The sequence below is a fragment of the Kitasatospora sp. NPDC001540 genome, assembly GCF_042894345.1.
Classification (GTDB): Bacteria; Actinomycetota; Actinomycetes; order Streptomycetales; family Streptomycetaceae; genus Kitasatospora; species Kitasatospora phosalacinea_C.
The window spans coordinates 181,006-207,297 of the sequence record NZ_JBIAVO010000002.1 but is presented as its reverse complement, the minus strand read 5'-3'; the positions used below and the strand labels follow the sequence as shown (position 1 = coordinate 207,297).

Annotated in this window: 23 protein-coding genes; 11 read left to right on the top strand and 12 right to left on the bottom strand. The window is 75.0% G+C overall.

Going from position 1 to position 26,292, the window contains the following annotated elements; translation table 11 throughout:
- Position 1: 1 nt before the first annotated feature.
- The 4 genes from ACFY00_RS03875 to ACFY00_RS03860 all read right to left on the bottom strand — a co-directional run bounded on the left by ACFY00_RS03875 (position 2) and on the right by ACFY00_RS03860 (position 3,553).
- Complete coding sequence (locus tag ACFY00_RS03875) at positions 2–1,282, bottom strand: multidrug effflux MFS transporter (protein ID WP_388026848.1); 1,281 nt, start codon at positions 1,280–1,282, stop codon at positions 2–4.
- A gap of 78 nt (positions 1,283–1,360) precedes the next feature.
- A complete protein-coding gene (locus ACFY00_RS03870) occupies positions 1,361–1,813 on the bottom strand; it encodes a hypothetical protein (protein WP_388026846.1) in 453 nt (150 codons plus the stop codon).
- 159 nt (positions 1,814–1,972) lie between these two features.
- Positions 1,973–2,332 carry a hypothetical protein gene (locus ACFY00_RS03865; protein WP_388026844.1) on the bottom strand — a complete coding sequence of 120 codons (360 nt, stop codon included), beginning with the start codon at positions 2,330–2,332 and terminating at the stop codon, positions 1,973–1,975.
- Between the two features lie 48 nt (positions 2,333–2,380).
- Entirely contained in the window at positions 2,381–3,553 is a 1,173-nt protein-coding gene (locus ACFY00_RS03860) for an acyl-CoA dehydrogenase family protein (protein WP_388026841.1), read from the bottom strand.
- A 263-nt stretch (positions 3,554–3,816) separates the two neighbouring features.
- On the opposite strand from ACFY00_RS03860, the gene ACFY00_RS03855 reads away from it, so the two are divergent.
- Entirely contained in the window at positions 3,817–5,184 is a 1,368-nt protein-coding gene (locus ACFY00_RS03855; protein WP_388027356.1) for a class II fumarate hydratase, read from the top strand.
- Positions 5,185–5,194: 10 nt separating this feature from the next.
- Here ACFY00_RS03855 and ACFY00_RS03850 read toward each other — a convergent pair whose 3' ends face one another.
- From ACFY00_RS03850 to ACFY00_RS03835, 4 genes are all read right to left on the bottom strand, one after another.
- A complete protein-coding gene (locus ACFY00_RS03850) occupies positions 5,195–6,565 on the bottom strand; it encodes a lanthionine synthetase C family protein (protein WP_388026840.1) in 1,371 nt (456 codons plus the stop codon).
- A gap of 61 nt (positions 6,566–6,626) precedes the next feature.
- Positions 6,627–9,719, bottom strand: a complete 3,093-nt coding sequence (locus ACFY00_RS03845) for a lantibiotic dehydratase (RefSeq protein ID WP_388026837.1) — start codon at positions 9,717–9,719, stop codon at positions 6,627–6,629.
- Between the two features lie 97 nt (positions 9,720–9,816).
- Positions 9,817–9,972 (bottom strand): SCO0268 family class II lanthipeptide, encoded by a 156-nt coding sequence (gene lanA, locus ACFY00_RS03840; protein ID WP_388026834.1) that lies wholly within the window; start codon positions 9,970–9,972, stop codon positions 9,817–9,819.
- A gap of 417 nt (positions 9,973–10,389) precedes the next feature.
- Entirely contained in the window at positions 10,390–10,809 is a 420-nt protein-coding gene (locus tag ACFY00_RS03835) for an SPW repeat protein (protein WP_388026832.1), read from the bottom strand.
- 163 nt (positions 10,810–10,972) lie between these two features.
- On the opposite strand from ACFY00_RS03835, the gene ACFY00_RS03830 reads away from it, so the two are divergent.
- The 8 genes from ACFY00_RS03830 to ACFY00_RS03795 all read left to right on the top strand — a co-directional run bounded on the left by ACFY00_RS03830 (position 10,973) and on the right by ACFY00_RS03795 (position 19,318).
- Positions 10,973–12,277 (top strand): phosphoribosyltransferase family protein, encoded by a 1,305-nt coding sequence (locus ACFY00_RS03830; protein WP_388026831.1) that lies wholly within the window; start codon positions 10,973–10,975, stop codon positions 12,275–12,277.
- Between the two features lie 133 nt (positions 12,278–12,410).
- Complete coding sequence (gene hppD / locus ACFY00_RS03825) at positions 12,411–13,622, top strand: 4-hydroxyphenylpyruvate dioxygenase (protein ID WP_388026828.1); 1,212 nt, start codon at positions 12,411–12,413, stop codon at positions 13,620–13,622.
- Positions 13,623–13,656: 34 nt separating this feature from the next.
- Positions 13,657–14,844, top strand: a complete 1,188-nt coding sequence (locus ACFY00_RS03820) for a homogentisate 1,2-dioxygenase (protein ID WP_388026827.1) — start codon at positions 13,657–13,659, stop codon at positions 14,842–14,844.
- Positions 14,823–15,635 carry a hypothetical protein gene (locus ACFY00_RS03815; RefSeq protein WP_388026826.1) on the top strand — a complete coding sequence of 271 codons (813 nt, stop codon included), beginning with the start codon at positions 14,823–14,825 and terminating at the stop codon, positions 15,633–15,635. The genes ACFY00_RS03820 and ACFY00_RS03815 overlap by 22 nt, the downstream gene beginning before the upstream one ends.
- Positions 15,632–16,852 carry a fumarylacetoacetase gene (gene fahA / locus ACFY00_RS03810; RefSeq protein WP_388026825.1) on the top strand — a complete coding sequence of 407 codons (1,221 nt, stop codon included), beginning with the start codon at positions 15,632–15,634 and terminating at the stop codon, positions 16,850–16,852. The genes ACFY00_RS03815 and fahA overlap by 4 nt, the downstream gene beginning before the upstream one ends.
- A 233-nt stretch (positions 16,853–17,085) precedes the next feature.
- Positions 17,086–17,265: a hypothetical protein gene (locus ACFY00_RS03805; protein WP_388026823.1), complete on the top strand. Its 180-nt coding sequence runs from the start codon at positions 17,086–17,088 to the stop codon at positions 17,263–17,265.
- A 103-nt stretch (positions 17,266–17,368) separates the two neighbouring features.
- Positions 17,369–18,421, top strand: a complete 1,053-nt coding sequence (locus ACFY00_RS03800) for an enoyl-CoA hydratase/isomerase family protein (protein ID WP_388026822.1) — start codon at positions 17,369–17,371, stop codon at positions 18,419–18,421.
- A 120-nt stretch (positions 18,422–18,541) separates the two neighbouring features.
- On the top strand, positions 18,542–19,318 hold the full coding sequence (locus ACFY00_RS03795) for an enoyl-CoA hydratase (protein WP_388026821.1): 777 nt from the start codon (positions 18,542–18,544) through the stop codon (positions 19,316–19,318).
- An 18-nt stretch (positions 19,319–19,336) separates the two neighbouring features.
- Here ACFY00_RS03795 and ACFY00_RS03790 read toward each other — a convergent pair whose 3' ends face one another.
- The 3 genes from ACFY00_RS03790 to ACFY00_RS03780 all read right to left on the bottom strand — a co-directional run bounded on the left by ACFY00_RS03790 (position 19,337) and on the right by ACFY00_RS03780 (position 23,579).
- Positions 19,337–20,416 (bottom strand): hypothetical protein, encoded by a 1,080-nt coding sequence (locus ACFY00_RS03790; RefSeq protein ID WP_388026820.1) that lies wholly within the window; start codon positions 20,414–20,416, stop codon positions 19,337–19,339.
- A 70-nt stretch (positions 20,417–20,486) separates the two neighbouring features.
- Entirely contained in the window at positions 20,487–21,521 is a 1,035-nt protein-coding gene (locus ACFY00_RS03785; RefSeq protein WP_388026819.1) for a VanZ family protein, read from the bottom strand.
- 129 nt (positions 21,522–21,650) lie between these two features.
- The gene (locus tag ACFY00_RS03780; protein ID WP_388026817.1) at positions 21,651–23,579 is read right to left on the bottom strand and encodes an NAD-binding protein; all 1,929 of its coding nucleotides are present in this window, start codon (positions 23,577–23,579) and stop codon (positions 21,651–21,653) included.
- 173 nt (positions 23,580–23,752) lie between these two features.
- Here ACFY00_RS03780 and ACFY00_RS03775 point away from each other — a divergent pair, with 173 nt between their 5' ends.
- Positions 23,753–24,352 carry an HdeD family acid-resistance protein gene (locus ACFY00_RS03775; RefSeq protein WP_388026815.1) on the top strand — a complete coding sequence of 200 codons (600 nt, stop codon included), beginning with the start codon at positions 23,753–23,755 and terminating at the stop codon, positions 24,350–24,352.
- Positions 24,353–24,522: 170 nt separating this feature from the next.
- Positions 24,523–24,861: a hypothetical protein gene (locus ACFY00_RS03770; protein WP_388026814.1), complete on the top strand. Its 339-nt coding sequence runs from the start codon at positions 24,523–24,525 to the stop codon at positions 24,859–24,861.
- A 49-nt stretch (positions 24,862–24,910) separates the two neighbouring features.
- On the opposite strand, the gene ACFY00_RS03765 is transcribed toward ACFY00_RS03770, so the two are convergent.
- Positions 24,911–26,236, bottom strand: coding sequence for a lipase family protein (locus tag ACFY00_RS03765; RefSeq protein WP_388026812.1), 1,326 nt, complete (start codon positions 26,234–26,236; stop codon positions 24,911–24,913).
- Between the last annotated feature and the right edge of the window lie 56 nt (positions 26,237–26,292).

Below are 26,292 nucleotides of genomic sequence, written 5' to 3'. Positions count from 1 at the left end.
CTCAGCCCTTGCGGCACAGCGACAGGAACGAGGCCAGCGCCAGCAGCGCGCAGCCCAGCACCACCGCGCCGAGCACCGTCGCGGACGGGTGCCCGCCCAGGCTGCTGAGCGGGGCGACCACCGCGCCGCACAGGAAGGTGCCGGTGCCCAGCAGCGCGGACGCGGAGCCCGCGGCGTGCGGGGCCATGGTCAGCGCCTGGCCGTTGGCGCTCGGCAGGATCACGCCCATCGAGGCCATCAGCAGCGTCAGCGCGGGCCACACCCCGGCCAGGCCGGTGTCCCAGACGGTGGTGCACAGCACCACCGAGGCACCGGCCAGCGCGGCGACGGTCAGGCCGGAGACCAGCAGCGTCCGCTCGGAGTACCGCTGCACCAGGACCCGGCCGTTGAGCTGGGTGGCGGCCAGCAGCGCGACCGAGTTGACCGCGAACACCAGGCTGTAGGTCTGCGAGCTGATCCGGTACACGTCCTGCAGCACCACCGAGGAGCCGCCGACGTACGCGAACAGCGCGCCGAACGCGAAGGTGCTGGTCAGCAGGTAGCCGAGGAAGACCCGGTCGCGCAGCAGCCCGCCGATCGCCCGGACGGTGGTGCCCAGCCCGCCGCCGTGCCGCCGCTCGGGCGGCAGCGTCTCGCGGACGCCGAACGCGCAGGCGGCGGTCAGCGCGACGCCGAGCACGACCAGCGCGACGAAGGTGCCGCGCCAGTCGGTGACGCGCAGCAGTTGGGCCCCGGCCAGCGGGGCGACGATCGGGGCGAGCCCGGATATCAGGCCCATGGTGGCCATGAACCGGATCATCGCGGTGCCCTCCAGCCGGTCGCGGACCACCGCCCGGGCGATCACCAGCGCGGCGGAGCCCGCGACGCCCTGCAGCAGTCGGCCCGCGACCAGCACCGGCATCGAACCGGCGAACGCGCACAGCGCGCTGGCGACGGTGTACGCGACGAGCCCGGCCAGCATCGGGCGGCGGCGGCCGAGGCGGTCGCTGAGCGGGCCGAACAGCAGCTGGCCGATCACCATGCCGATCAGCGAGCCGGTCAGGGTGAGCTGGGCGGCGGGTGCGGTGGAGTGCAGGTCCGCGGTCAGGTCGGGCAGGGCGGGCAGGTACAGGTCGGTGGTGAGCGGCCCGAGCGCGACCAGGCTGCCCAGGGTGATCACGGTCGCGGGGGCGAAGGGGGCGGTGGCGAAGGGGGCGGCGGGCTGCGGGGTCTCCGCGGCCACCTCCTGCGGCCGCAGGGGCAGGGTCTGGTCGCCGTCGGATCCGACGGTCGGGCCTGGCAATGGGACTCCTCGGGAGGACGGCGGGGTACGCGCACCGTCCTATCCCATCCGCCCGCCCGCGGGAAAGCCGGATTCCGGCTACCGGGGCGGTGCCGTGCGGGCCGCCGCGACCACCGCGGCGTCCTGCCAGCCGTACAGCTGGTCGCCGACCAGGGCGACGTCGTACAGGCCGCAGTGCGCGGTGGCCCGCTGCGGGGCGTCGCTCGGGAACCAGGGCGCCCGCAGGTGGACGTCCCCGAGCGGGCGGCCCGCGGTGCAGCCCTCGGGCAGCGCCCGCTCCGGCAGGGTGGCCCGGATCAGCCGGTCGCCCTGCCGGTCGGAGCCCAGCAGCGCCACCCCGGTCGCGGAGTCCGGCAGCCAGCCCGGCGCGTGGCCGTCCCGGTCGGCCTTGGCGGCGGCCCCGCTCGGGTAGCGGACGGTGTGGTCCATCCGGTCCTGCATCCGCTGGAGCGCCGCGGGTGCCACCATCACCACCAGCACCACGGCGGCCACCGCCCCCAGCACCACCGTCGCCACCCGTCCGCCCTTCACGCCCCACACCCCTTCGCGCCGTTCCCGTCCCCTCCATGCTGCGCGCGCCCGCCCCCGCGATCCATGCGCACCAGGTACCGACCGGGGTCCGCCGGAAGTCGGAGCCCGCTCCCTCGACCCCCGACTTCCGACGGACCCCCCGCTCCCACCCGGACGGACTCAGCGGTACTCGCGCACCACCTGGATCTCCCCCACCAGGTGCCGGTTGAACTCGTCCAACTCCTCGGCGGGAACCCACAGTTCGAGGATCGTCTCGCCCCCGGCCCGGCGCACCGGGTAGCGCTTCAGGAACTCCGTCTCCACCTCGAACCTGGTGACGTACCCCACCCCGGAGGCGGGCACGTTCCAGTCCCGGGCGATCCGGATCGCGTAGTCCTCGTTCAGCACCGGGTAGAAGATCGGCTGCTCGGGCAGCCGGGGCGGCCAGGCCCGCCAGCCGGAGGCCTCGACCAGCGCCAGCTCCTCGGGCCCGGTGGGCCGCCAGAGGGTGGTTGTCCCGGCCTGCTGCTGCGTCGTCATGCCGCCCATCCTGGCCGCCCGGCCGCCCCCGCGACCAGCGAATTTCCGTCAGCGGTAGGCGGATTCGCCGGTGATGGCCTCGCCCAGGACCAGGGTGTGGATCTCGGCGGTGCCCTCGTAGGTGAGCACCGACTCCAGGTTGTTGGCGTGCCGCAGGACGGGGTAGGCGGTGGTGATGCCGTTGGCGCCGAGGATCGTGCGAGCGGTGCGGGCGATCTCCAGGGCGGTGCGGACGTTGTTGAGCTTGCCGAAGGAGATGTGGGCGGGCTGGGCGCGGCCCTCGTCCTTGAGGCGGCCGATCCGCACGGCGACCAGGTAGGCCTTCTCCAACTCCAGGGCCATGTCGACGAGTTTGGCCTGGGTGAGCTGGAAGCCGCCGATCGGGCGGCCGAACTGGACGCGGTCCCGGGCGTACTCGACGGCGGCCCGGTAGCAGTCGCGGGCGGCGCCGACGGTGCCCCACAGGATGCCGTAGCGGGCCTCGCCGAGCGAGGACAGCGGGGCGCGCAGGCCGCAGGCCTGCGGCAGCACCGCGTCGGCGGGCAACCGGACGCCGTCGAAGGCGAGTTCGCTGGTGACGGAGGCGCGCAGGGAGAGCTTGCCGGGGATGTCGCGGGCGGTGAACCCGGGGGTGCCGCGCGGGACGAGGAAGCCGCGCACGCCCTCCTCGGTGCCCGCCCAGACCACCGCGACGTCGGAGACCGAGCCGTTGGTGATCCACATCTTGGCGCCGTCCAGCACCCAGTCGGAGCCGTCGCGCCGGGCCCGGGTCCGCATCGACGCCGGGTCGGAGCCCGCCTCCGGCTCGGTCAGGCCGAAGCAGCCGACGGCCCGTCCGGCGGCCAGCTCCGGCAGCCACTGCCGCTTCTGCTCCTCGGAGCCGAAGGCGTGGATCGAGCGCATCGCCAGCGAGCCCTGCACCGAGACGAAGCTGCGCAGCCCGGAGTCGGCGGCCTCCAGCTCCATGCACGCGACCCCGTACTCGGTGGCGGTCGACCCGGTGCAGCCGTAGCCCTCCAGGTGCATCCCGAGGACGCCCAACTTTCCGAGCTCCGGGGCGAGTTCGCGCACCGGGAAGGTGCCCCGCCCGTACCACTCGGCGAGGTGCGGCCGGACGTGCCGGTCGGTGAAGGCGCGGACGCTGTCGCGGACCAGTCGCTCGTCCTCGGTGAGCAGGTCGTCGACGCCGAGCAGGTCGAGCGGGTCGGGGGCGGTGGCCATGGGTGGGCTCCTCGGAGGGTGCGAGCGGGTGTGCCACCGCCGTCCTTACCGGTCGGTAGGCCGCGTGGTCAAGGGCGCCACGGCGGCCGGGTCCGCCGACACACGGCCGCGGCGCGCCGGGAATGCCGGGGGCCCGTGGAAGGCTGACCGGTCCAGGAGGTGTACCGACCATGGCGGACGGACAGCAGGAACACGGGCAGCAGGAGCAGCGGCAGCGGGGCCACGGGCAGCAGGAGCAGCAGTGGCGGACCGAGCACGACTCGATGGGCGAGGTGCGCGTCCCGGCCGCGGCCAAGTGGCGGGCGCAGACCCAGCGGGCGGTGGAGAACTTCCCGGTCTCGGGGCAGCGCCTGGAGCGCGCCCACATCGCGGCGCTGGCCCGGATCAAGGCGGCGGCGGCCGTCGTCAACGCCGAGCTGGGCGTGCTGGACGGGGAGACCGCGGCGGCGATCCGCTCCGCGGCGGAGGAGGTGGCCGAGGGCCGCTGGGACGACCAGTTCCCGGTGGACGTGTTCCAGACCGGCTCCGGCACCTCGTCCAACATGAACGCCAACGAGGTGATCGCCACCCTGGCCGCCGAGCGCCTGGGCCGTCCGGTGCACCCCAACGACCAGGTCAACGCCTCGCAGTCCTCGAACGACGTCTTCCCGTCCTCGATCCACGTCGCCGCGACGGGCGCCGTCCTGCACGAGCTGGTCCCGGCCCTGGAGCACCTGGCGCAGGCCCTGGAGGCGAAGGCCGCGGAGTTCGCGGAGGTCGTCAAGTCCGGCCGCACCCACCTGATGGACGCCACCCCCGTCACCCTCGGCCAGGAGTTCGGCGGCTACGCGGCCCAGGTCAGGTACGGCGTCGAGCGCCTGCGCGCGACGCTCCCCCGGGTCGCCGAACTCCCGCTCGGCGGAACGGCCGTGGGCACCGGCATCAACACCCCGCCCGGCTTCTCGGCCGCCGTCATCGCCGAGGTCGCCCGCGCCACCGGCCTGCCGCTGACCGAGGCCCGCAACCACTTCGAGGCCCAGGGCGCCCGGGACGGGCTGGTCGAGCTCAGCGGTCAGCTCCGCACGATCGCCACCGGCTTCACCAAGATCGCCAACGACCTGCGCTGGATGGGCTCCGGCCCGCGCACCGGCCTCGCCGAGATCAACCTGCCCGACCTGCAGCCCGGCTCCTCGATCATGCCCGGCAAGGTCAACCCGGTGCTGCCCGAGGTGGTCCTGATGGTCGCCGCGCAGGTCATCGGCAACGACACCACCGTCACGGTGGCCGGAGCGAGCGGCAACTTCGAGCTCAACGTCATGCTCCCGGTCATCGCGCGCAACGTGCTGGAGTCCGTCCGCCTGCTCGCCAACTCGGCCCGCCTGCTCGCCGACCGCACCGTCACCGGCATCACCGCCAACGCGGACCGCACCCGCGAGTACGCCGAGTCCTCCCCCTCCGTCGTCACCCCCCTCAACCGCTACCTCGGCTACGAGGAGGCCGCGAAGGTCGCCAAGCAGTCCCTCGCCGAACGCCGGACCATCCGCCAGGTCGTCCTCGACCGCGGCTACGTCGACCGCGGCCTCCTCACCGAGGCCCAACTCGACGAGGCCCTCGACGTCCTGCGGATGACCCGCCCGCAGGAGGCCGGCTGACGGCCGGGCGTCAGGACAGCAGCAGCGGCATGTCCCAGTCGCGCGGGGTGCCGCCGGAGGCGTACGAGTCGAGGGCGAGCGCGACGCCGGCCGCCCCGTCCAGGTAGCCGGACACGTCGCTGGCGAACGGGCGGCGGGTCATGGTGAACCGCAGGCCGAACGGGGCGTCCGGGTCGAAGGCGCCGACCAGCCGGGCGGCCACCTCGTCGCGCCGCCGCTCGATCCGCTCGTCGGCGAAGTGCTCGTTCAGCCGCCCGAGCTGGTGCAGCGCCCCGGCCCAGCCGTGGCACAGCGCGTGGTCGGTCACGCCCCACCCGTCGAGCGGGACGCGCAGCAGCCGCTCGACCGAGTCGCGGGCGGTCGCCGTCCAGTCGGCCCGGTCCAGGACGGCTCCGGCCACCTGGAGGGCGCGCGAGACGCCGGGCGCGCCGTAGCACCAGGACGGCCACCCGGCGGGCGTCCGGTACGCCTCGGGCCCGGCCAGGTACTCGGCGAGGTCCAGGTAGCCCGGCCAGTACGTGCCGTGCTCGTCGCGCACCGCCCAGCGCACCAGCAGGTCGGCGGTGCTCTCCAGCGCCTCGCGGTGGCCGGGCAGCCGGACGCCGTCGCGCCAGGCCAGGGCGAGCAGCATCAGCGGGCCCGCGACGCCGTGCGACAGGCCCAGGTTGAGGTGGCCGTCGGGCAGCAGGTGCTCGGAGCCGACCCGCGGCGCGTCCAGCGCCCACCAGCGCGGGACGCGCGCCCCGCGCTGGGCGGTGGTGCCGCGGGCCAGCGCGACCAGGTAGCCGAGGACCTGCTCCAGTTCCCCGTCGCAGGTCTCGGCGCGGGCCAGCAGGTAGCGGCCGACGCCGGTCATGCCGCGCACCACCTCGTAGTGCCCGATGGTGGTCAGCGGGCCGTCCGGGACGGGGGGCAGCGCGGTGCGCACCAGTTGCCGCTGGTAGGCGTCGAGGCGGTGCAGCGCGCCGGTGTAGCCCCCGGTGGCGCGGTGGGCGGCCAGCACGGCGAAGGCCAGCGCGCCGGGGCCCTTGAAGATCCCGCTGGGCGCGGTGCCGCCGTCGGCGGCGGCCCGGGTCGCGACCGCCAGGTAGCCGTGGGCCCGGGCCGCCCGGTCGGTGCCGGGCCGGGCGCCGCCGCTGAACGCCAGGGACAGGCCGGGGCTGCCGCTGCCGAGCGTCAGTTCGGCCCAGACGCCCTCGGCCACGCCGTCGTCCGCGGCCTCGGCGGGGATCCGGGTGGCGGCCGCGGTCGCGACCGGGTCGGCGAGCCGGTCCAGGATCAGGTCGGACAGCTGCCCGGCCGCCTCCCGCAGCCGGGCGCGGTCGGAGGGCACGGCGGTCGCGGCGGCGGTGGTCGCGGCGGTGGTCGCGGTGTCGGTCATCGGTGCCTCCGGTCGGTGGCGGGGCGAACGGGCCGGACGGGCCGGCGGGGGCGGCGCGCCGTCACGGCCGCTCCCGGTGGGCCCGACGGCTCAGCAGGGTGTGGGCGACGCCGCGCAGGACGGCGTAGCCGCGGGCCTCGGCGGCCGGGTCGATGCCGAACTGGCGGTTGTGCCGCATGTGCAGCAGCGACACCAGGGCCTCGTCGCGGTCGGCCTCCGGCGCGGCGAACAGCAGCCGGCCGAAGCCGCGCGGTTCCGGGGAGTCGGCCCAGAGCTCGGCCAGCCCGGGCAGGCCGAGCTGCTCGGCGGCGTGCCGGGCGGCGTCCCCGGGCCGGACCAGCCGGTCCACCAGCCTGCGGTGGCGCTGGTAGACGGGGTGGTCGGCCCCCTTGTCGAAGAGGTGCACCACCCAGGCGCTCCAGTCCCAGTCGCCGAGCGAGTCCAGCAGGACGGCGTGGCCGACGGCCGCGAGCACCTCGTCGGGGAGGGCCGCGGTGGCGCCGCGGCGGGCCCGCAGCTGGAGCAGCGCGGAGCGGCTGTCGGTCCGGAAGAGCAGTTCGGCGGCCTCCTGGGCGTCCGGGCCGAGGTACCGGTCGGTCTCGGGCCGGTACGTGTCGAGCGCCATGGTGCGCAGCGCGCCCGCCCGGACGAGCCGGCGGACGTGCCGGGTGAGCGCGGGCAGGACGCGGTCGGCCAGGGTGGCCGGGTCGCCGTGCAGGCGCAGCCGCAGGTGGGGTTCGGGGTCGCGGTAGCGGAGGAAGAACCAGCGGTCGACGTCGTCCTCGACGTCGGCGAGCAGCGCGGGCAGGTGTTCGGTGAGCAGGGCGTCGTGGGTGCCCGGTTCGGCGTACAGCTTGGCGAACAGCCAGTCCTCGCCGGGGAGGTGGAAGCGGGTCGGGGCGGTGCGGACCGCGGACCTGGCGAGCGGGGCCCGGCCGGTGCCGGTGCCGGTGGCGGGGGCGGGGCGGGCGGCCCGGAACAGCGGAACGACGATCTCGGTGCTGCGGCCGTGGTTCCAGCCGAGTCCGGCGCCGTCGGCGGTGAGGTCCTGGAAGAGCTGGAACCGCGGTTCGGGCGCGGTGAGTTCGGCGCGCAGCAGGTCGGTGTCCCAGCTCTCGCGCAGGTCGATCGGGAAGGTCCGGTCGTTGCTGGCGATCTGCAGCCGGTCGGGCACCCGGTAGCGCTCGCGCCAGGCGCGCAGCCCTTCCGTCCAGGCGGCGGGGCCCGCGGTGCGGGCGGCGTCGCGCAGGCGGCGCCCGGGCAGCCAGCGGCGCGGGGCGGTGACGACCCGGCCGTAGCGGACGGCGGGCAGGTAGGGGAGGGTGTCGAGGCCGGCCCAGTCCCAGCCGGACCAGACCCGGGGGCGGGCGGCGGCCAGGTCGGCCAGGAAGCGGGCGACCGGCGGGGCCTGGGCGTCCAGGGCGAGCATGTGCGGGAGGACGGGGACGACCGGGCGGCCGGTCTCCGGGTGCAGCAGGCGCAGGCCGTCCTCCCCGGCGGCGACCAGCAGGGTGCGCCAGTCCAGGCAGTGCGGGTCGCCGCGGTCGGCGGCGACGCCGATCGGCAGGCGGTGCGGCAGCAGCGGCGGCACCTGGACGATGTTGAGCGAGCGCGGGTCGCGCGGGGCGAGTTCGACCTGGACGGGCAGCGCCCCGTCGTCGTCGGGCCCGGCGGCGAGGGTGGCGAGGCCGTCGGCGATCCCGACCAGGTCGGCGAACCGCCCGGCGGTGGCCCCGGCCGTCCAGGAGCCGGTGTGCGCGCTGCCGAGCAGCAGGAACTCGCCGCGGTCGAGGGCGGCGGCGGAGTCGGCGAGGAGTTGGAAGCAGAGTTCCAGGGTGCGCGGCGGGCGGCTGCTGCCCGGGACGTGGCCGGCCGCGTCGGCGAGGCGGGCGATGTCGGCGTCGTCGAGCACCAGGTCGGTTCCGGCGAGGACGGCCTGCTGGACGAGTTCGGCGACCGCGTTGCGGCGCGGCCGGTCGGCGTCGTCGCCGGGTCCGGAGCGGGAGTGCGCGGGCGCGGCGCCGCCGTACTCGGGCGGCAGGCCCAGGCCGCGGTGCGGGTCGGCGAGGTCGGCGAGCGGGACGGCGCTCGCGGTGCCGTAGCGCTCGACGAACCGGTCCCGGTAGTCGCGCAGGTGCGCCAGGGTGGTCCACTCCGGGGTGATCGCCCAGATCGCGGCGGCGTAGCGGCGCACCTCGGCGCCGACCGCCTCGGGCAGCACCAGGTCGGCCCCGGTGTGCAGGTCGACCTGGACGGGCGGGCGGTCGCCGGTCCGGTCGGCGGGGTCGAGGGCGCGGACCCGCTCCAGCAGGTGCCGCCAGGACTCGAGACCCTCGCCCGGGCGGTCGCGCTCGTGGGCGGCGGCGGCCGCGCGGACGGCGCGCAGCCCCTCGGCGGCGCCGGGGACGGCCGTCGCGATCCGGTCCAGCAGGGCGTCGTCGATCCGGTGCGGGGTGAGCGAGGTGAGCAGGAAGCCGTGCTGGACGAGTCCGGCGAGCAGGCCGTCGATCCGCTCGGGGGTGACCTGCGGGAAGCGGGCGGCCAGGTCGGCCAGCAGTGCGGCGTACCCGACCGGCCGGGCGGCGGCCTCCCGCACCCGGGCGACCAGGGCGTTGTCGCGCACCGAGACCTCGCGTTCGCCGGTGTGCCGCAGCAGGCGGCCGTCGCGCAGCACGCACAGGTCGTCGAGCACCACGTCGACCCGGCGGCGGACCTCGGGGACGGCGAGCCAGTCCAGCACCCGGCGGTGCAGCCAGCCGCCGTCCAGCCGGGTCCGGACGCGTCCCGGCCCGGCGGGCGGGATCTTGGCGGCGGCTCCGAAGCGGGCCCGGCCGACTCCGGCGAACAGGCCGAACGGGGTGGGGCGGCCGCCCGAGCGGCGGGCGTAGCGGGTCAGGGTGCGGGCGGCGCTGACGGTGCGCTTGCGGCCCAGGGCGGCGGCGCCGTCGGGTTCGCCGAGCCGCTGGAGGCTGAGGGCGAGGCTGCCGCTGGCGACCTCGACGGCCTGGCGCAGCAGCGGGTCGGCGGCGAGGCGGCGCGCGCCCGGGGCGGGGTCGGCCGGGTCGATGCGGGCCTCGGTGCCGGTGCGGGGCGTGCCGGCCGTCCGGACCAGCACCGGTTCCCTGACCTCGAACAGGTCCTGCTCTGCGCGCACGTCGGTGGTGCCCCTCAAGGGTCGCGGGTGGGAGGAGGGAGGAACGGGACGCGGGGCGGGCCGTGGCCCCCCCCGCGCGGGGTCCGCTGACGGAGGGTCAGCAGCAGACCGGGCAGCGGGTGCCGATGGCGTAGCTGCTCGGCGAGGTGTAGGTGCCCTGGCCGAACTCCTGGGTCTGCTCCGTGACCTCCGCGATGCGGAGGTCGAGGTCGAGGTCGGCGGTGTCGGCCTGCAGGGTGATCTCGGTGCGCATGTCCCCTCCTGAGGGCTCGTGGGTCCGCCCGGGGCGGTGTTCCGGACGGTGCCCGGACCGAACGGTGGTTCGGTCCGGTGCGGGCACCACTTTTTCCCGGCTTCCCACGATGTGGCGAGTGTCGTCCCGGCCAACCTCCCCCCGCACTCCGTCACCCCCCTTCCCACCCGTCCCGACCTGCTCCTCCGTCCCTTCCGGCGCTCGCGCCGGGGCGCGCGCCCCGGCGCGGTCGGCCCGACCGAGGTTTCAGCACCGAAGCCGGGGAACGCACCTGCTCCCGGGCGTCCACGAACCAGCGGTCGGCCGCACCCGACGGGTGTCCGCGCGCGCTCCCGCCGCGCACCCGCACTTTGGCGCAAAGGCATCGCAGAGGCACCGGGCCCGCCGGGGCCCGGTGCCTCGTTCCCGCTCGGGGCGTCAGCTGCGGTGGCGTGCCGCCGTGCCCGCGATCACCATGCCGACCGCGGCCAGGGCCAGGCAGGTCATGACCCCGCCCGTGATGACGTTGGTCAGGATGGTGCGGCGGATGTGCGCCCCGCCGTTGACCGCCCAGGGGGCGATGATCGTCCAGGCGCCGATCGCCACGCACGCCCAGGCGCGGGCGTGGGTGCGGCCGAAGGCGGAGCCGTAGCCGGCCATCAGGACGGCGTAGGCGATGCCGAGCACCAGGTTGCTGATGGTCAGGCCGGTGAAGCCGGAGAAGCCGACCACCCAGGGGGAGATCGCCAGGAAGAGGCCGGCGCAGATGGCGAGGGCTTCCGTCCCCTGCCCGGCGGTGGTGGATGTGACGCGCTCTGCGTGTTCGCGCAGGGCCAGGATGTCCGGATGGTGTTCCATACGCGACGACATGTGGGTCGACACCTGGACCGCCTCCTCGTAGTCAGGACATGTGAGCCACTTGGTCGCTACCCGTCCTGGGCGGTATGTAACGCTACCCACCGGTTTGTCCTTATTTTTTCCTTACCCGGGCGCGTACCGTGGAGGGTGGAGAGGTTCCGCCATGCACTTCACCGATCGCACGGACGCGGGCCGTCGCCTCGCCGAGGCCCTGCTCGCGGAGGCGCCGGAGCTGCGCGGCGCCGTCGTGGTCGCGCTGCCGCGCGGCGGCGCCCCCGTCGCCGCCGAGGTCGCGGCCGCGCTGGGCGCGGAGCTGGACGTGTGCGTGGTGCGCAAGGTGGGCGTGCCGGGCCAGTCGGAGGTCGCGATGGGCGCGGTCGGCGAGGACGGCGCCCGGGTGGTGAACCAGCAGGTGGTGGACGCGGCGGACGTCCCGCCGGAGGCCTTCGCCGCGGTCGAGGCCCGGGAGCGCGCCGAACTGGCCCGCCGCGCGGCGGCCTACCGCCGGGGGCGGCCGCCGGTGCCGCTGGCGGGGCGGACGGTGCTGGTGGTGGACGACGGGGTGGCGACGGGGTCGTCCGCGCTGGCGGCCTGCCGGATCGTCCGGGCGCGCGGCGCCGCCCGGGTGGTGCTGGCGGTACCGGTGGCCCCGCACGACTGGGCGCGGCGCCTGGGCGGCGCGGCGGACGCCTACGTGGCCGTGCACGCGCCGGAGGGTTTCCGCGCGGTCGGCGAGTTCTACCGGGACTTCCGGCAGACCACGGACGCCGAGGTGCTGGCCGCGCTGGAGCGCCCCGGGCCGCCGGGGGGAGCCGGGTACGCCCGCCACGAGGTGCCGCTGGCCGCCGGTCCGGCCGAGCTGGCGGTGCCGGCGGACCCGCTGGGGGTGGTGGTGTTCGCGCACGGCAGCGGTTCGGGGCGGGGCAGCCCGCGCAACCGGGCGGTCGCCGAGCGCCTGCGCCGGGCGGGGCTGGCGACGGTGCTGTTCGACCTGCTGACGCCCGGGGAGGCCGCGGAGCCGTGGAAGGTGTTCGACCCGGGGCTGCTGGGCGGGCGGCTGGCCGCCGCGACCTCGACGGTGCTGCGCCACCACGCGCTGGCGGGCCTGCCGTACGGCTGGTTCGGGGCCAGCACCGGCGCGGCGGCGGCGCTGTGGGCGGCGGCCGAGCCGGACACCGCCCCGGCCGCGATCGTCTCGCGCGGGGGCCGTCCGGACCTGGCGGCCGCGCGGCTGTCACTGGTGGCCACCCCGACGCTGCTGGTGGTGGGCGGCGCGGACGAGGAGGTGGTGGAGTTGAACCGGCGGGCCGCGTCCGAGCTGCGCGGTCCGAGCGCGCTGCAGGTCGTCCCGGGCGCCGGGCACCTGTTCGCCGAACCGGGGGCGCTGGAGGCGGTGGCCGACCTGGCGGCGCACTGGTTCGTCCGCTGGCTGCCGCCCGGCACGGGGGGCGAACGCCCGGAGCACTGAGCAATCCGTACAGTCGGATCCCCCGTACGCTGCTCATCTTGTACACATTGAGCAGCCGGATGCGGACCTGTTGCCCACCTCACCGAGCAGGAGCAAGCTCTGCGCAACCGACCTCGACGTGGAGGAATGCCCCATGACCGCCGACGCCGCTGTTGAACTGACCCCCGAGGAGCTCCAGGCCGGTCTGACGGCCGAGCAGTTGCGCACCCTGGTGGGCCTGGTGGAGTACGACGCCTCGACCGACCCGTTCCCGGTCACCGCGCAGGACGCGGTCGTCTTCGTGGTGGGCAACGCGACCCAGACGGCCCAGTTCTACCAGGCCGTGTTCGGCATGGAGCTGGTCGCCTACTCGGGCCCGGAGACCGGCCGCCGCGACCGCAAGGCGTTCGTGCTGCGCTCGGGCTCCTGCCGCTTCGTGATCAAGGGCGGCGTGTCGCCGGACAGCCCGCTGCTGGACCACCACCGCCGCCACGGCGACGGCGTGGTCGACCTGGCGATGGAGGTCCCGGACGTGGACAAGTGCATCGCGCACGCCCGCGCCCAGGGCGCCACCATCCTGGAGGAGCCGAACGACGTCTCGGACGAGCACGGCACGGTGCGCCGGGCCGCGATCGCGGCGTACGGCGAGACCCGGCACACCCTGGTCGACCGCTCCCGCTACACCGGCCCGTACCTGCCGGGCTACGTCGCCCGCGAGTCGACGGTGGTCCGCCCGGAGGGCGCGCCGAAGCGGCTGTTCCAGGCGCTGGACCACGCGGTGGGCAACGTGGAGCTCGGCAAGATGGACGAGTGGGTGTCGTTCTACAACCGGGTGATGGGCTTCGTGAACATGGCGGAGTTCGTCGGCGACGACATCGCCACCGACTACTCGGCGCTGATGTCGAAGGTGGTGGCCAGCGGCAACCACCGGGTGAAGTTCCCGCTGAACGAGCCGGCCGTGGCGAAGAAGAAGTCGCAGATCGACGAGTACCTGGAGTTCTACACCGGCCCGGGCTGCCAGCACATGGCGCTGGCCACCAACGACATCCTGACCACGGTGGACGTGCTGCGCTCGCGCGGCGTGGAGTTCCTGTCCACCCCGGACTCGTACTACGAGGACCCGGAGCTGCGCGAGCGGATCGGCAAGGTCCGCGTCCCGATCGAGGAGCTGCAGTCGCGCGGCATCCTGGTGGACCGCGACGAGGACGGCTACCTGCTGCAGATCTTCACCAAGCCGATCGGCGACCGGCCGACCGTCTTCTACGAGTTCATCGAGCGGCACGGTTCGCTGGGCTTCGGCAAGGGCAACTTCAAGGCCCTGTTCGAGGCGATTGAGCGCGAGCAGGACCGGCGCGGCAACCTCTGACGGAGCACCACGGGCGACAGGGAGAAGTAGGGCGATGGCGTACTACCGGCAGCTGGGCTCGGTGCCGCCCAAGCGGCACACCCAGCACCGCACCCCCGAAGGCGGGCTGTACTACGAGGAGTTGATGGGCGAGGAGGGCTTCTCCTCGGACTCCTCGCTGCTGTACCACCGGCACATCCCCTCGGCGGTGACGGCCGCCTCGGTCTGGGAGCTGCCGAGCCAGGCGACCACCGCCAACCTCCCGCTGCTGCCCCGTCACCTGAAGCTGCACGAGCTGTTCCCGGGCGAGGAGTGGAAGTCGGCGGACGCGGTCACCGGCCGCCGACTCGTCCTCGGCAACGCGGACGTGCGGATCTCCTACGTCGCGGCGGGCGCGCCCAGCGAGCTGTACCGCAACGGGCTGGGCGACGAGTGCGTATACGTGGAGTCCGGAACGGCCGTGCTGGAGACGGTGTTCGGGACGCTGACGGTCGGGCGGGGCGACTACGTGCTGATCCCCCGGGCGACCACCCACCGCTGGGTGCCGACCGGGGACGGGCCGCTGCGCGCGTACTGCATCGAGGCGAACAGCCACATCACCCCGGCCCGCCGCTACCTGTCGAAGTTCGGCCAGCTGCTGGAGCACGCGCCGTTCTGCGAGCGGGACCTGCGCGGCCCGGAGGGGCCGCTGCTGGTGGACGGCGGCGAGGTGGACGTGCTGGTCAAGCACCGCGGCCCCGGCGGCGTGGTCGGGACGCGCTACACCGTGCCCGACCACCCCTTCGACGTGGTGGGCTGGGACGGCTGCCTGTACCCGTACGCGTTCAACATCGCGGACTACGAGCCGATCACCGGGCGGGTGCACCAGCCGCCGCCCGCCCACCAGGTGTTCGAGGGCAACAACTTCGTGATCTGCAACTTCGTGCCGCGCAAGGTGGACTACCACCCGCTGTCGATCCCCGTGCCGTACTACCACGCGAACGTGGACAGCGACGAGGTGATGTTCTACTGCGGCGGCAACTACGAGGCCCGCAAGGGCTCCGGCATTGGACAGGGGTCGATCTCGCTGCACCCGGGCGGCCACACCCACGGCCCGCAGCCGGGCGCGTACGAGCGCTCGATCGGCGTGGAGTTCTTCGACGAGCTGGCGGTGATGGTGGACACCTTCCGCCCGCTGGAGCTCGGCGAGGCCGCCACCGCCAGCGAGGACCCGAACTACGCGTGGACCTGGGCGAGGCGATGAACGTACCCGAGCTGTACCGGGGGCTGTTCGACGACGCGGCGGTCTTCCCGCCCGGCGACCTCCCGCTGGCCGAGGCCGTCCCCGCGCACCGGGCGCACCGCGCCGCCCGGTACGCGGAGGCGGTCGGCCCGCTGCTGGCGCCGGTCGACGCCCTGGCCGAACTGCGGTCGCTGGAGCCGGAGTTCGCGGTCGGCCTGGTGGTCGGCCCGGGCCGGTTGGCCGAGGCGCTGGCGGCGGCCGAGGGCCTGCGGGTGGTCGGCGTCGAGTACGCGGCGGGCGAGGACGTGAAGGCGGCGGTGGCGGAGCTGGACGCGCTGCTGCCGGAGGACGTCGGGGCGGCCGTCGAGCTGCCCCGCTCGGAGCGGCCGGAGGACGGCCTGGACGCCCTGGTCGGCACCCGCTACCGCGCCAAGTACCGTACCGGCGGCCTGGCCCACTCCGCCTTCCCGTCCGTCACCGAGCTGGCCGGCTTCCTGCTGGGCTGCGCCGAGCGTGCCCTGCCGTACAAGTGCACGGCGGGGCTGCACCACGCGGTGCGGCACACCGACCTGGGCACCGGCTACGAGCACCACGGCTTCCTCAACGTGCTGCTGGCGGCCGGGAGTTCGGACCGCTCGCAGGCCGTGGAGCTGCTCGCCGAGCGGGACGGCGCCCGACTGGCCACCGCCGTCGAGTCCCTGACGGAGCATCAGATCGCGGGGATCCGCGCCTCGTTCACCTCCTTCGGCACCTGTAGCATCGCCGAGCCGCTGGAAGACCTCGCCCGACTCGGCCTCCTGGAGACCCCTTGAGCACCGCCGCCACCTGGCTCGACCTGCCCGCCGACTCCCCGTTCGGCGTCCACAACCTCCCCTACGGCGTCTTCACCGCCGCCGACCAGCCCGACCGGCGGCGGATCGGCGTCCGGATCGGCGAGCTGGTGCTGGACGCCGGGGCGGCCGCCCGGGCGGTCGGCGCGCCGTCCGATCTGCTGGCCGCGGAGAACCTCAACCCGCTGATGGCGTCCGGCCGTTCGTCCTGGCAGGCGGTGCGCGCGGCGCTCACCTCCTGGCTGACCGACCCGGCGCACCGGGCGGCCGTCGAGCCCTGCCTGCTGCCGCTGGCGGACGTCCGGCTGCACCTGCCGTTCGAGGTCGCCGACTACGTCGACTTCTACGCCTCCGAGCACCACGCCACCAACCTGGGGCGGATCTTCCGCCCGGGGCAGGAGCCGCTCACCCCGAACTGGAAGCACCTGCCGATCGGCTACCACGGCCGCTCCGGCACCGTCGTGGTCTCCGGCACCCCGGTGGTGCGCCCGCACGGCCAGCGCAAGGCCCCCGCCGACGCGGCGCCGAGCTTCGGCCCGTCCCGCCGCCTGGACATCGAGGCCGAGGTCGCCTTCGTGGTCGGCACGCCCAGCGCGATGGGCAGCCCGGTCGCGCTGGACGCCTTCGCGGAGCACGTGTTCGGCGTCTGCCTGCTCAACGACTGGTCGGCCCGCGACATCCAGGCCTGGGAGTACGTGCCGCTCGGCCCGTTCCTCGGCAAGTCCTTCGCGACCTCGCTCTCCCCCTGGGTGGTGCCGCTGGACGCGCTGCAGCACGCCCGGGTCGCCCCGCCGGAGCGCGAGGTGGAGCCGCTGCCGTACCTGGACGACCGCAAGGCCGAGCCCTGGGGCCTGGACCTGGCGCTGGAGGTCTCGCTGAACGGGCACCTCGTCTCCCGGCCGCCGTTCGCCACCATGTACTGGACCGCCGCCCAGCAGCTCGCCCACCTGACCGCGAACGGCGCCAGCCTGCGCACCGGCGACCTGTACGCCTCCGGCACCGTCTCCGGCCCCGAGCCGGACACCCGGGGCGCGCTGATCGAACTGACCTGGAACGGCGAGCAGCCCCTCGAACTGCCCGACGGCACCGCCCGCACCTTCCTGGAGGACGGCGACGAGGTGTCCATCACCGCGACCGCCCCCGGGCCGGGGGGCCTGCGGGTCGGGTTCGGCGAGGTCACCGGGACGATCACCGGCTGACCGGCCGGGCGGACGCGCCGTCGACGGCTCCGATGTCCCCGGAGCCGTCAACGGCGCGTCCGCAGCACGCCGCCGAACGGGTGAGATTCCGGGGCCGCAAACCCCTCCGCCACTAGAAGTTGTCCCGACAGAAACCCAGCGGCCTCCCCCCGAGCCGGGCCTCCCACGCCCGGCGCCGAAGGGGCGGGCCGCGACCGTTCCACGGACGACTCTCTTCCCCGGAGGACCCGATGATGAAGCTGCGCACCCTGGTCTGCGGAGCCGCGCTCGCCGCCGCCAACCTGCTGGTGCCCGTCCCGCAGGCCCAGGCCGCCCCGCTGACCCCGCACCCGGTGACGCTCTGCGGCTTCGCCCCGCGCCCGTCCGTCCCGGCCGCGCCCGTCCTGCTCGCCACGCCGCTGCGCCCCTGCTGACAGCGGCCGCCCACCGCCGACCCGGGCCTGCCGACCCGCCGGGCAGGCCCGGTACGGTGCACCGGAAGATCTTCGTACCAACCGACAGGCGGGAGTGACGACCATGGCGACCCCAGCGGCCCGGCCGGACGTGCTGATCGAGCGGACCGGCCCGCTCGGCCGGATCACCCTCAACCGGCCGCGCGCCCTCAACTCCCTCACCCGCGCCATGCTGGAGACCGTCCGCGCCGCCCTGGACGCCTGGGCCGCGGACGACGCCGTGACCGCCGTCCTGCTCACCGGCGCGGGCGAGCGCGGCCTGTGCGCGGGCGCCGACATCCGCGCCGTCCACGACGACGCCAAGCTCGGCGGCGCGGGCACCCGGGCGTTCTTCCGCGTCGAGTACCCGCTCAACGAGCTGGTCTCCCGCTACCCCAAGCCGTACGTCGCCCTGATGGACGGCATCACCATGGGCGGCGGCGTCGGCCTCTCCGCGCACGCGAACACCCGGATCGTCACCGAGCGCTCCGCCGTCGCCATGCCGGAGACCCGGATCGGCCTCGTCCCCGACGTCGGCGGCAGCCGCCTGCTCGCCCTCGCCCCCGGCGAACTCGGCACCCACGTCGGCCTCACCGCCGCCACCATGACCGCCGGGGACGCCCTGCACTGCGGCTTCGCCGACCACTACCTGCCCTCCGCGGCGCTGCCCGACCTGACCGCCCGGCTGACCGCGGGCGAGGACCCCGCCACCGCCGTCGCCGCGCTGGCCGCCCCCGCCCCGGCCTCCGAACTCGCCGCCCAGAGCGAGTGGATCGACCACTGCTACGCCGCCGACAGCGTCGAGGAGGTGCTGGAGCGGCTGCGCGCCACCGGCCTGCCCGCCGCGAAGGACGCCGCCGAACAACTGCTCGGCAAGTCCCCCACCATGCTCAAGGTGACCCTCGCCGCGCTGCGCCGGGCCCGCACCCTGCCCACCCTGGCCGCCACCCTCGACCAGGAGTACCGGATCTCCTGCGCCGCGCTGGCCCACCACGACCTGGTCGAGGGCATCCGCGCCCAGGTCGTCGACAAGGACCGCGACCCGCACTGGCACCCCGCCGCCCTGGAGCAGGTCACCGCCGCCGACGTCGCCCGCTTCTTCACCGCCCCCGCCGACGGCGACCTGGGCCTGGCCTGACACCCCGCCGCCCCGCGGGGTGACCATCGTCTCGCCTGTCGAGACTGGCATCCGGGGCGGCGTTCGGAGATCGTATCCATCGTCAGAGGTTCCGCTCAGCGTGGAGAGGAAGAAGCGGCGATGACCGAGTACGAGACGATCCTGGTGGACCGCAAGGGCCGGGTCGGCATCATCACCCTCAACCGGCCCGAGGCGCTCAACGCGCTCAACACCCGGCTGATGAACGAAGTGGTCGCGGCCGCCAAGGACTTCGACCGCGACCCGGAGATCGGCGCGCTGGTCGTCACCGGCTCCGCCAAGGCCTTCGCGGCCGGTGCCGACATCAAGGAGATGCAGGACAACCGCTTCCCCGCCGTCTACCTGGACGACTGGCTCGGCCCCTGGGACGAGCTGGGCCGCCTGCGCAAGCCGGTCGTCGCCGCCGTCGCGGGCTACGCGCTGGGCGGCGGCTGCGAGTTGGCGATGCTCTGCGACATCCTGATCGCCGCCGACACCGCGAAGTTCGGCCAGCCCGAGATCAAGCTCGGCGTCATCCCCGGCATCGGCGGCTCCCAGCGGCTGACCCGCGCCGTCGGCAAGGCCAAGGCCATGGACCTGTGCCTGACCGGCCGGATGATGGACGCCGAGGAGGCCGAACGGGCCGGCCTGGTCTCCCGCGTCGTCCCCGCCGAGCAGCTCCTCCCCGAGGCGCTCGCCGTCGCCGAGACCGTCGCCGCGATGTCGCTGCCCGCCGCCGTCATGATGAAGGAGTCGGTCAACCGCGCCTTCGAGACCACCCTCGCCGAGGGCGTCCGCTTCGAACGCCGCCTCTTCCACGCCGCCTTCGCCACCGCCGACCAGAAGGAGGGCATGGCCGCCTTCGCCGAGAAGCGCCCCGCCACCTTCACCAACGGCTGACCCCGCCCCGGTCCGACCTCAGGCGCCCCAGCCGGTCAGGGCCGCCGCGACCGCCCTGGCCGTCGGCTTGTGCGCCAGCGGCCCGGCGGCCACCACCGGGGCGAGCCGCTCCAGTTCGGCGCGGGCGTCGGGGCCGCCGAGGGCGGTGAGGGCGCGGACGGCGGCAGCGGCGGTCCGCGGGGAGCGCGGGCCGAAGCCGCGGATGCGGATCAGCGCGGCCTCGGCGAGGGCGCCGAGCGCCCCGGCGGCCTCGGGGTGGGGCGGGGTGAGGGCGAGCAGGGCCGCCAGGCCTTGCAGCGCGCACCAGTTGTACGGGTCGGGGTCGTACAGGGCGGGGCCGGAGTGCTGGAAGGCCGCGAGCGCCCGTCGGCGCGGCTGCCCGACCAGGGCGAACCACTGCGCGACGGCCGCCCGCAGCCGGTGCGGCCCGACCGCGTCGACCAGCGGCCGCCCGGCCCGCAGCCACTTCGCGGTGGGCCGGGCTCCGGTGGCGGTCAGCGCGTGGCCGAGCAGGGCCCGCCAGTCGGTGTCGTCCGGAGCCTCGGCGAGGTCCGCGAGGGCCCGGTCGGCCCAGGGTTCACCGGGGTTGAGCACGGGGCCGGTGAACTGCCCGACGACGGACGCCAGTCCGCCCGGCACGGTGGCGATCAGGGCCGTGCGCCGGGCCGTTGCCAGCACCTCGGCGGGCAGTTCCCGCCCCGCGGCGAGGTCCGCCTCCAGCAGGGCGGTCAGCCGCCAGCCCTCCCAGACCACCAGCCTGCCCGCCGCCTCGGCCATCAGCGGCTCCCGCCAGGGCGCCAGTTGCTGCGCCGAGAGCCCCCGGGCCAGCAGCACGTTGAGCGTGGCCAGGCCACGGCACTCCGGCGGCGCGTGCACGGCGGTCTCCGCCAGCCCCTCGCTGGTCCGGCGCAGCAGCGCGACCCGGCGCTCGACCGGCATCTCCTGGAGCAGCCGGACGAGTGCGCCGCCGTCCAGCGTCCAGTCGCCGCGGTGGGCGGCGTTCTCCCGGTGGAGGTGGCGGCCGAGGGCCTGGAGGCTTCCGGTGGCGGCGAGTTGCCGGACGGCGGCCAGTCGGTCGGTGGGCTGCTGGGGCGGCACGGGCGCTCTCCACGGCGTCGGCGGTGCGGTCGGTCGCACCCTAGCCGGGGACACCGACGGCCCCGGCCGGTCAGCCCTCCCCGAACCAGACGACCCGGCCGCCGTCGCCGACGTCCACGACCAGCGCGGCGGCCCCGGTGCCGTAGGTGAACCGGTGGCTCCCCTCCTGCCCGCCGCGCGGCGCGAGCCGGGGTTCGGTGTCCGCCCCGCGTCCGACCAGCCACTGCCGGGCGAACCGGTCGGCCACCGCCCGGGCGTCCTGCTCGCTGATCGTCACCGGGGGCCACCCGCCGGGGCCCGGCACACCGGTCGACCCGAAGACGTAGCGGAGCCTGCCGGACGGCCACTCCACGTTGAAGGAGCCGCCGGTCCTGGTCATCACCGCCAACTGGTCCGGGTACCCGTCGCCCACCTCGCGCTGGACCTTGACCACCTCGACGCCCGGCCCGAGCAGCAACTCGGCGTCGCGCCGGGCGAGTTCGCGCTGCTCGGCGGTCGCCTCGACGACGCCGCCCGGGGCGGTCGGGGAGAAGACGAAGGCTTGCAGCAGCAGCACCGGCACCGCGACGCCCGCCGCCAGCGTCCCGCTGAGCTTCCACTCCCGCAGGCCGGGCCGGATCCGGCGGCGCAGGGCCAGCCGCACCGCGCAGCCGAGCAGCACCCCGGCCAGGCCGCCCACCGCGTTGGCGGCGAAGTCGCTGGAGTCGCAGGCCCGGCCGACCCCGGGGAGCAGGCCCTGCCCGGTCTCGGTGAGCGCGCTCAGCCCGGCCGCGCCGACGGCGACCGCCAGCGGCCGTCCGAAGGCGAGCACCGCGAACAGGCCGATCGGGACGAACATCAGGATGTTCATCCGCCCCTGCTCGGTGTCGAACACGAACGCCAGGTCGGAGCTGACCGCGCAGACCGGGCGCGTGCTGCCGCCCTGCCCGGTCGGGTAGAACGTCGCGGTGAGCTCGGCGGCCAGTGCGACGCCGAACAGCACGGTGAACACCTGCGGCCACCCGTACCGGCGGGCCAGCCGATGGGCGGCGAGGCCGAGCAGCAGGGCGAGGACGGCGAACGCCGGGACCAGGCCCGGGCTGCCGTTCAGGATGGCTTCTATCATCGTCGCTCCGTCGGTGTGTTCGCCGAAAACCGCCATACCGCTCGGCGAACACCCGTCAGTGACAGGTCACTTGACGCAACGTCAGTAGATTCTCCGCCACCGAACGATCTGCTCCGCGGGATCTTGCCCTCATTGGATGACGCGCGCAAGTCCGGCCCGGGTGGCGGCGACCACGATCCGGTCGCCGGGGACGAGCCGCCGGGAGCGGTCGGCGAAGTTCCACAGGTGGTCCTGCGGGCGGCGGTTCAGCCGGACGGCGAGGACGCGGACGCCGCCGGGGCCCTCCAGGTCGCCGATGTTCCGGCCGTCCAGCCCGGCGCCCTCCTCGACGGTGAGTTCGGCGATCAGCAGCACGTGCCGGAACACCGAGAGGGTGCCGAGGACTTCGCGCCCCATCAGGGCGGCGGCGAAGGCGGGCGCGGCCAGGTAGGAGAGCGAGCGGGAGGCGACGTTGCCGAGGGTGGCGTACACGTGGTGGGCGAAGTCGTCGTCGAACAGCCGCACCACGATCCGGACTTCGGGCCGCACCGCGCGCGCCTCCAGGGCGGCCTCCAGGTTGGCGGCGTCGTCGGAGGTGACGGCGACCACGGCGCGGGCGTGCTTCACCCGGGCCTGCTTGAGCTGCGCCTCCAGCGGGCCCTCGCCGATCAGGACGGGGATGCCGAGGGCGCGGGCGGCGGCGATGCCGCGGGCCTGCGGGTCGCGTTCGAGGCAGACCACGGGCAGCCCGGTGGCGTGCACCAGGGTGGCGACCCGGGTGCCGACGTTGCCGAGCCCGACCACGATGACGTGGTCGCGGGTGCGGGCCCCGGGCGGGCGGGGGACGCCGCGGCGGCCACTGGCCAGCGCCTCGACCACGATGGCGGTGGCGACCGGGACGAAGGTGATGCCGCAGAAGGTGATCAGCACCTGGGCGGCCCGGGCCCAGGAGTCGCCGAGCACCTGCTGCCCGGGCACGTCGGGCTGGACGGCGCCGGCCGCGTCCAGCAGGGTGAAGTACAGCGTCCAGCCGAAGCCGCCGGAGTGGGTGGTGTGCCGGGCCAGCACCAGGCCGCCGAGCACGATCGCCGCGAACGCGGTGATCAGGATCATCCGCAGCCGGGTGTTGGTGAAGTGCTTGAGGCCGTCGAGCAGCCACCACTTGAGCCGCTTGCGCAGCGGCTGGCGCAGCGGCGGTTCGGTGTCCAGGGCCTGTAGGGCGGCCAGGCCGCCTGGTTCCCGTCCCACCGCCGGGTCGGGGCGGCCGGTGCTGCCCAACTGCTCGCCGCCGCCCATGAGTTCGGCGATCCGGATGAAGTCGGCGGCCCGGCCTCCGGTCTCCGGCAGCAGCCGCAGCCGACTGAGGTCCTGGCGGTCGATCCGGTCGGCGACCAGGCAGAGCTGGTCGGGCCGGATGTCGCCGTCGTGGGCGACGTACAGCTGCCGCCCGCCGACCTCGACGGTGTGCGGGCGGCCGAGCGCGCCGTTGGCGAAGGCGGGGGCGGCGGTGGCGGAGGCGGAGAGCGCCGCGCAGTTGGGCAGCAGCTTCTCCAGGTGCTCGCCCAGGCGCTGGTTGAAGATCCGCAGCACGATCCGGACGCCGGGGTTGCGGTTCTCGGCGGCGAGCGCGGCGTGGATGTTCTCCTGATCGGTGCCGTCCATCAGCGCGATCCCGCGGGCGTGCTCGACGTCGGCCGCGGCGAGCGCCTCCCCGGTGACGGTGGAGTGCTCCAGCACGGCGCGGACGCCGGGGATCGCGGCGATCGCGGGCCCGTGCTCGCGGGAGCGGTCCGGCACCACGGCGACCACCGGGACCTCGTACTGCTCGGTGAGCTCCAGGATCAGCCGGTGCGCGAGCGAGTTGCCGCCGCACACGATGTAGTGCCCGCCGCCCCCGTCCCCGCCCCCGTCCGCCGCCTCGGCCGCTTCCTCCGCGTCCACCGCCTCGGCCGCGTCCACCGCCTCGGCCTCGCGCGGCCCGGGAACGGCCACCGCCTCGCCGACCGCCACCGCCTCGCCGACCGCTCCGTCGACCGCTCCCGCCGCGCCCGCCGGGCTCCCCCGCCCCTGGTCCGTCATAGCGTCCGATGGTAGACCGCCCGTCAGCGTCCACGGGTGAACGGACGGTAGCGGATCCGGGTGCGAACGGGGCGGCCCGGTTCGTCCGTCCGGCGGATCCCGCCGCGCCCCGGGGGTGGTGGGGCGCGGAGGCTGGGAGTGTGCCGTGTCCGTCCCGCCCCCTCGGAGGAGCCATGAGTGCCCCGTACCGGATCGACTCCCGCGACGACCTGCCCGGGCCGTTCCAACAACTGGCCCGGCTGGCCTGGCAGGCGGTGCTGGCCGGCGGGCTGATCTCGCTGGCGCTGGGGGTGATCGTGCTGGTGTGGCCGAAGCAGACGCTGTGGGTGGTCGGCGTGCTGTTCGGCCTGTACCTGCTGGTGATCGGCGTGGTGCAGCTGGTGGGGGCGTTCGGCACCCACGCGTCGACGGCGCTGCGGGTGCTGGCGTTCATCAGCGGGGCGATCTGCGTGCTGCTGGGGCTGCTGTGCTTCCGGTCGGCGGCGCAGTCGGTGCTGCTGCTGGCGCTGTGGATCGGCATCGGCTGGCTGTTCCGCGGCATCACGCACCTGGCGGCGGTCGCCTCGGACCCGATGATGCCGGCCCGCGGCTGGCAGGGTTTCGTCGGCGGCCTGAGCGTGCTGGCGGGCATCGTGCTGATGGTCTGGCCGGCCCACTCGATCAAGGCGCTGGCGGTGCTGGCGGCCTGCGGCCTGGTGGTGCTCGGCATCACCGAGATCGCGGCGGCGCTGCGCATCCGCAGCGGGGCCAGGCAGTACCCGCGCGACCTCTGAGTTCCCGCACCGCGCGAGGGCCCGTCCACCGAGGCCGGTGGGCGGGCCCTCGCGCGGTGTGATCCGGATCTCGTCCCGCCGGGGCCCGGGGATGTCACATCCCGGCCCGCCCGTTCGCTCTCGGTTCCGGAAGTCAGCTCGTCGTTCGGTTCTGGAGAGAGATCACTGGCATGGAGATCCTGCGGTACGTGTTCCTCGTGTTCCACCTGTTCGGGTTCGCCGCGATCCTGGGCGGGATCTTCTACCAACTGCGGGGGAAGGACCCGGTGGTGGGCTGGTACGTGGTGACCAGCGCGGTGGTGCAGCTGGTCACCGGCGTCGGGCTGATCTGGGTCCGGCACGCGCTGGACCTGCCGGTGTCGGACCCGAAGATGGGCGTGAAGCTGGCCCTGGACGTGCTGATCGCGGCGGTCGCCCTGGTCGGCATCCGCAACCGGAGGCCGTGGCCGTTCTTCGCGGTGGCAACGCTCACGGCGGCCGAGGTCGTGGTGGCCGTCGCCTGGAAGTGAGCCCGGGCCGCCCGCCCCGGCCCCTGCGCCGGGCGGGCGGCCCGGTGGTTCACTGTCCGGCGACGGCGGGCCGCTCGGGGGCCAGCGAGTTGCCCGCCGGGATCCGGCCGCAGTCGGACGGGGCGGCCTTCCCGGCGAAGCGGTCGTTCAGGTAGAGCACGGCGGTGGGCGCCCACGGGACGGCCGTGCCGAGGTGGCTGAGCAGGTCGTACTGCTGGTACTTGATGCTGCCGTTGCCGGTGGCGCAGTACTGCCGGGCCAGCGCGCGGACGTCCCCGGCGACCATCACGCCGTCACCGGTGCCGATGCCGGGGACGTTGCTGAAGGTGCCCTCCAGGACGCCGCCGTTGCCCTGGGCGATGTAGCCGGGGACGGTGGGGGTGGGCGCCGAGCCGAGGTTGACCTTGTTGACGGCGGCCAGGTACTCGGGGATCGAGTTCGGGTTCGCGTACGCGGGCTTGGCGAGCTTCTGCCAGGTCAGGCCGGGGTACTGGCCGAGCGCGTTGACGATCGAGGCGTCCTGCGTCTTCGCGAACACCTGCTTGCCGTAGTCGCTCAGGTAGGGCTGCAGGTCGAAGCCGTAGGCGCGGGCGACGCCGGTGATCGCCATCGGGATGACGCCGGGCCACACCACGCCCCCGGCCACGTACGTGAGGTTGTGCGCGGGGTCGACCAGCAGGCCGCCCTCGGCGAAGCCGACCAGGCGGCGGTTGACGTCGGGGGCGTACGAGGGGGCGAGCGCGGCGGCCCAGTTGGTGGCGATCGCGCCGCCGGAGTAGCCGATCATGCCGAACCGGGTGTCACCGTTCAGGCCGGTGGCGGGCGAGGCGGAGGCGGCCCGGATCGAGTCGAGCGTGGTGGTGCCGTACTCGGGCCCGGCGGCGAAGTCGGCGCTCTGCCCCTCGGTGTCGGGGATCACCACGTCGTAGCCCTGCAGCACGAACGGGACGACGAACAGCGACTCGGCGTTGGCGATCGCCCCGCCCAGGCTGACGTCCCCGGCGATCGCCCGCGAGGGGCCGTCGGCGGGGTTCAGCGAGTCGTAGAACGACTGGTACGAGACGGCCCGGCTGCCGTCGCTGCCCAGCCCGCGCACCACGGTGGTGACGCCCGCACTGGGACGCCCCTGCGCGTCGGTGGTGCGGAACAGCAGCTGGACGGCCCGCACGGGGGTGGGCAGGCCGAGCAGGTGGTACGAGAGGGTGCGGGTCCTGAGGACCGTGCCGGGCGCGATCGAGGACAGCGGGGCGGCGCCGTCGTACGCGTAGAACGGGTCGGTGGCGCTCGCGGCGGTGGCGGCGGTGACCACGGGGGCGGCGGTGGCGACCGCGGCGGCGGCGAGGGCGGTGGCGATCAGCCGGGCGGCTCGGTTCATGGCGGTTCCCGTCTCTGACTGGGGGGTGGGGGCGCGCGACCTGAACAAGGTGGGGG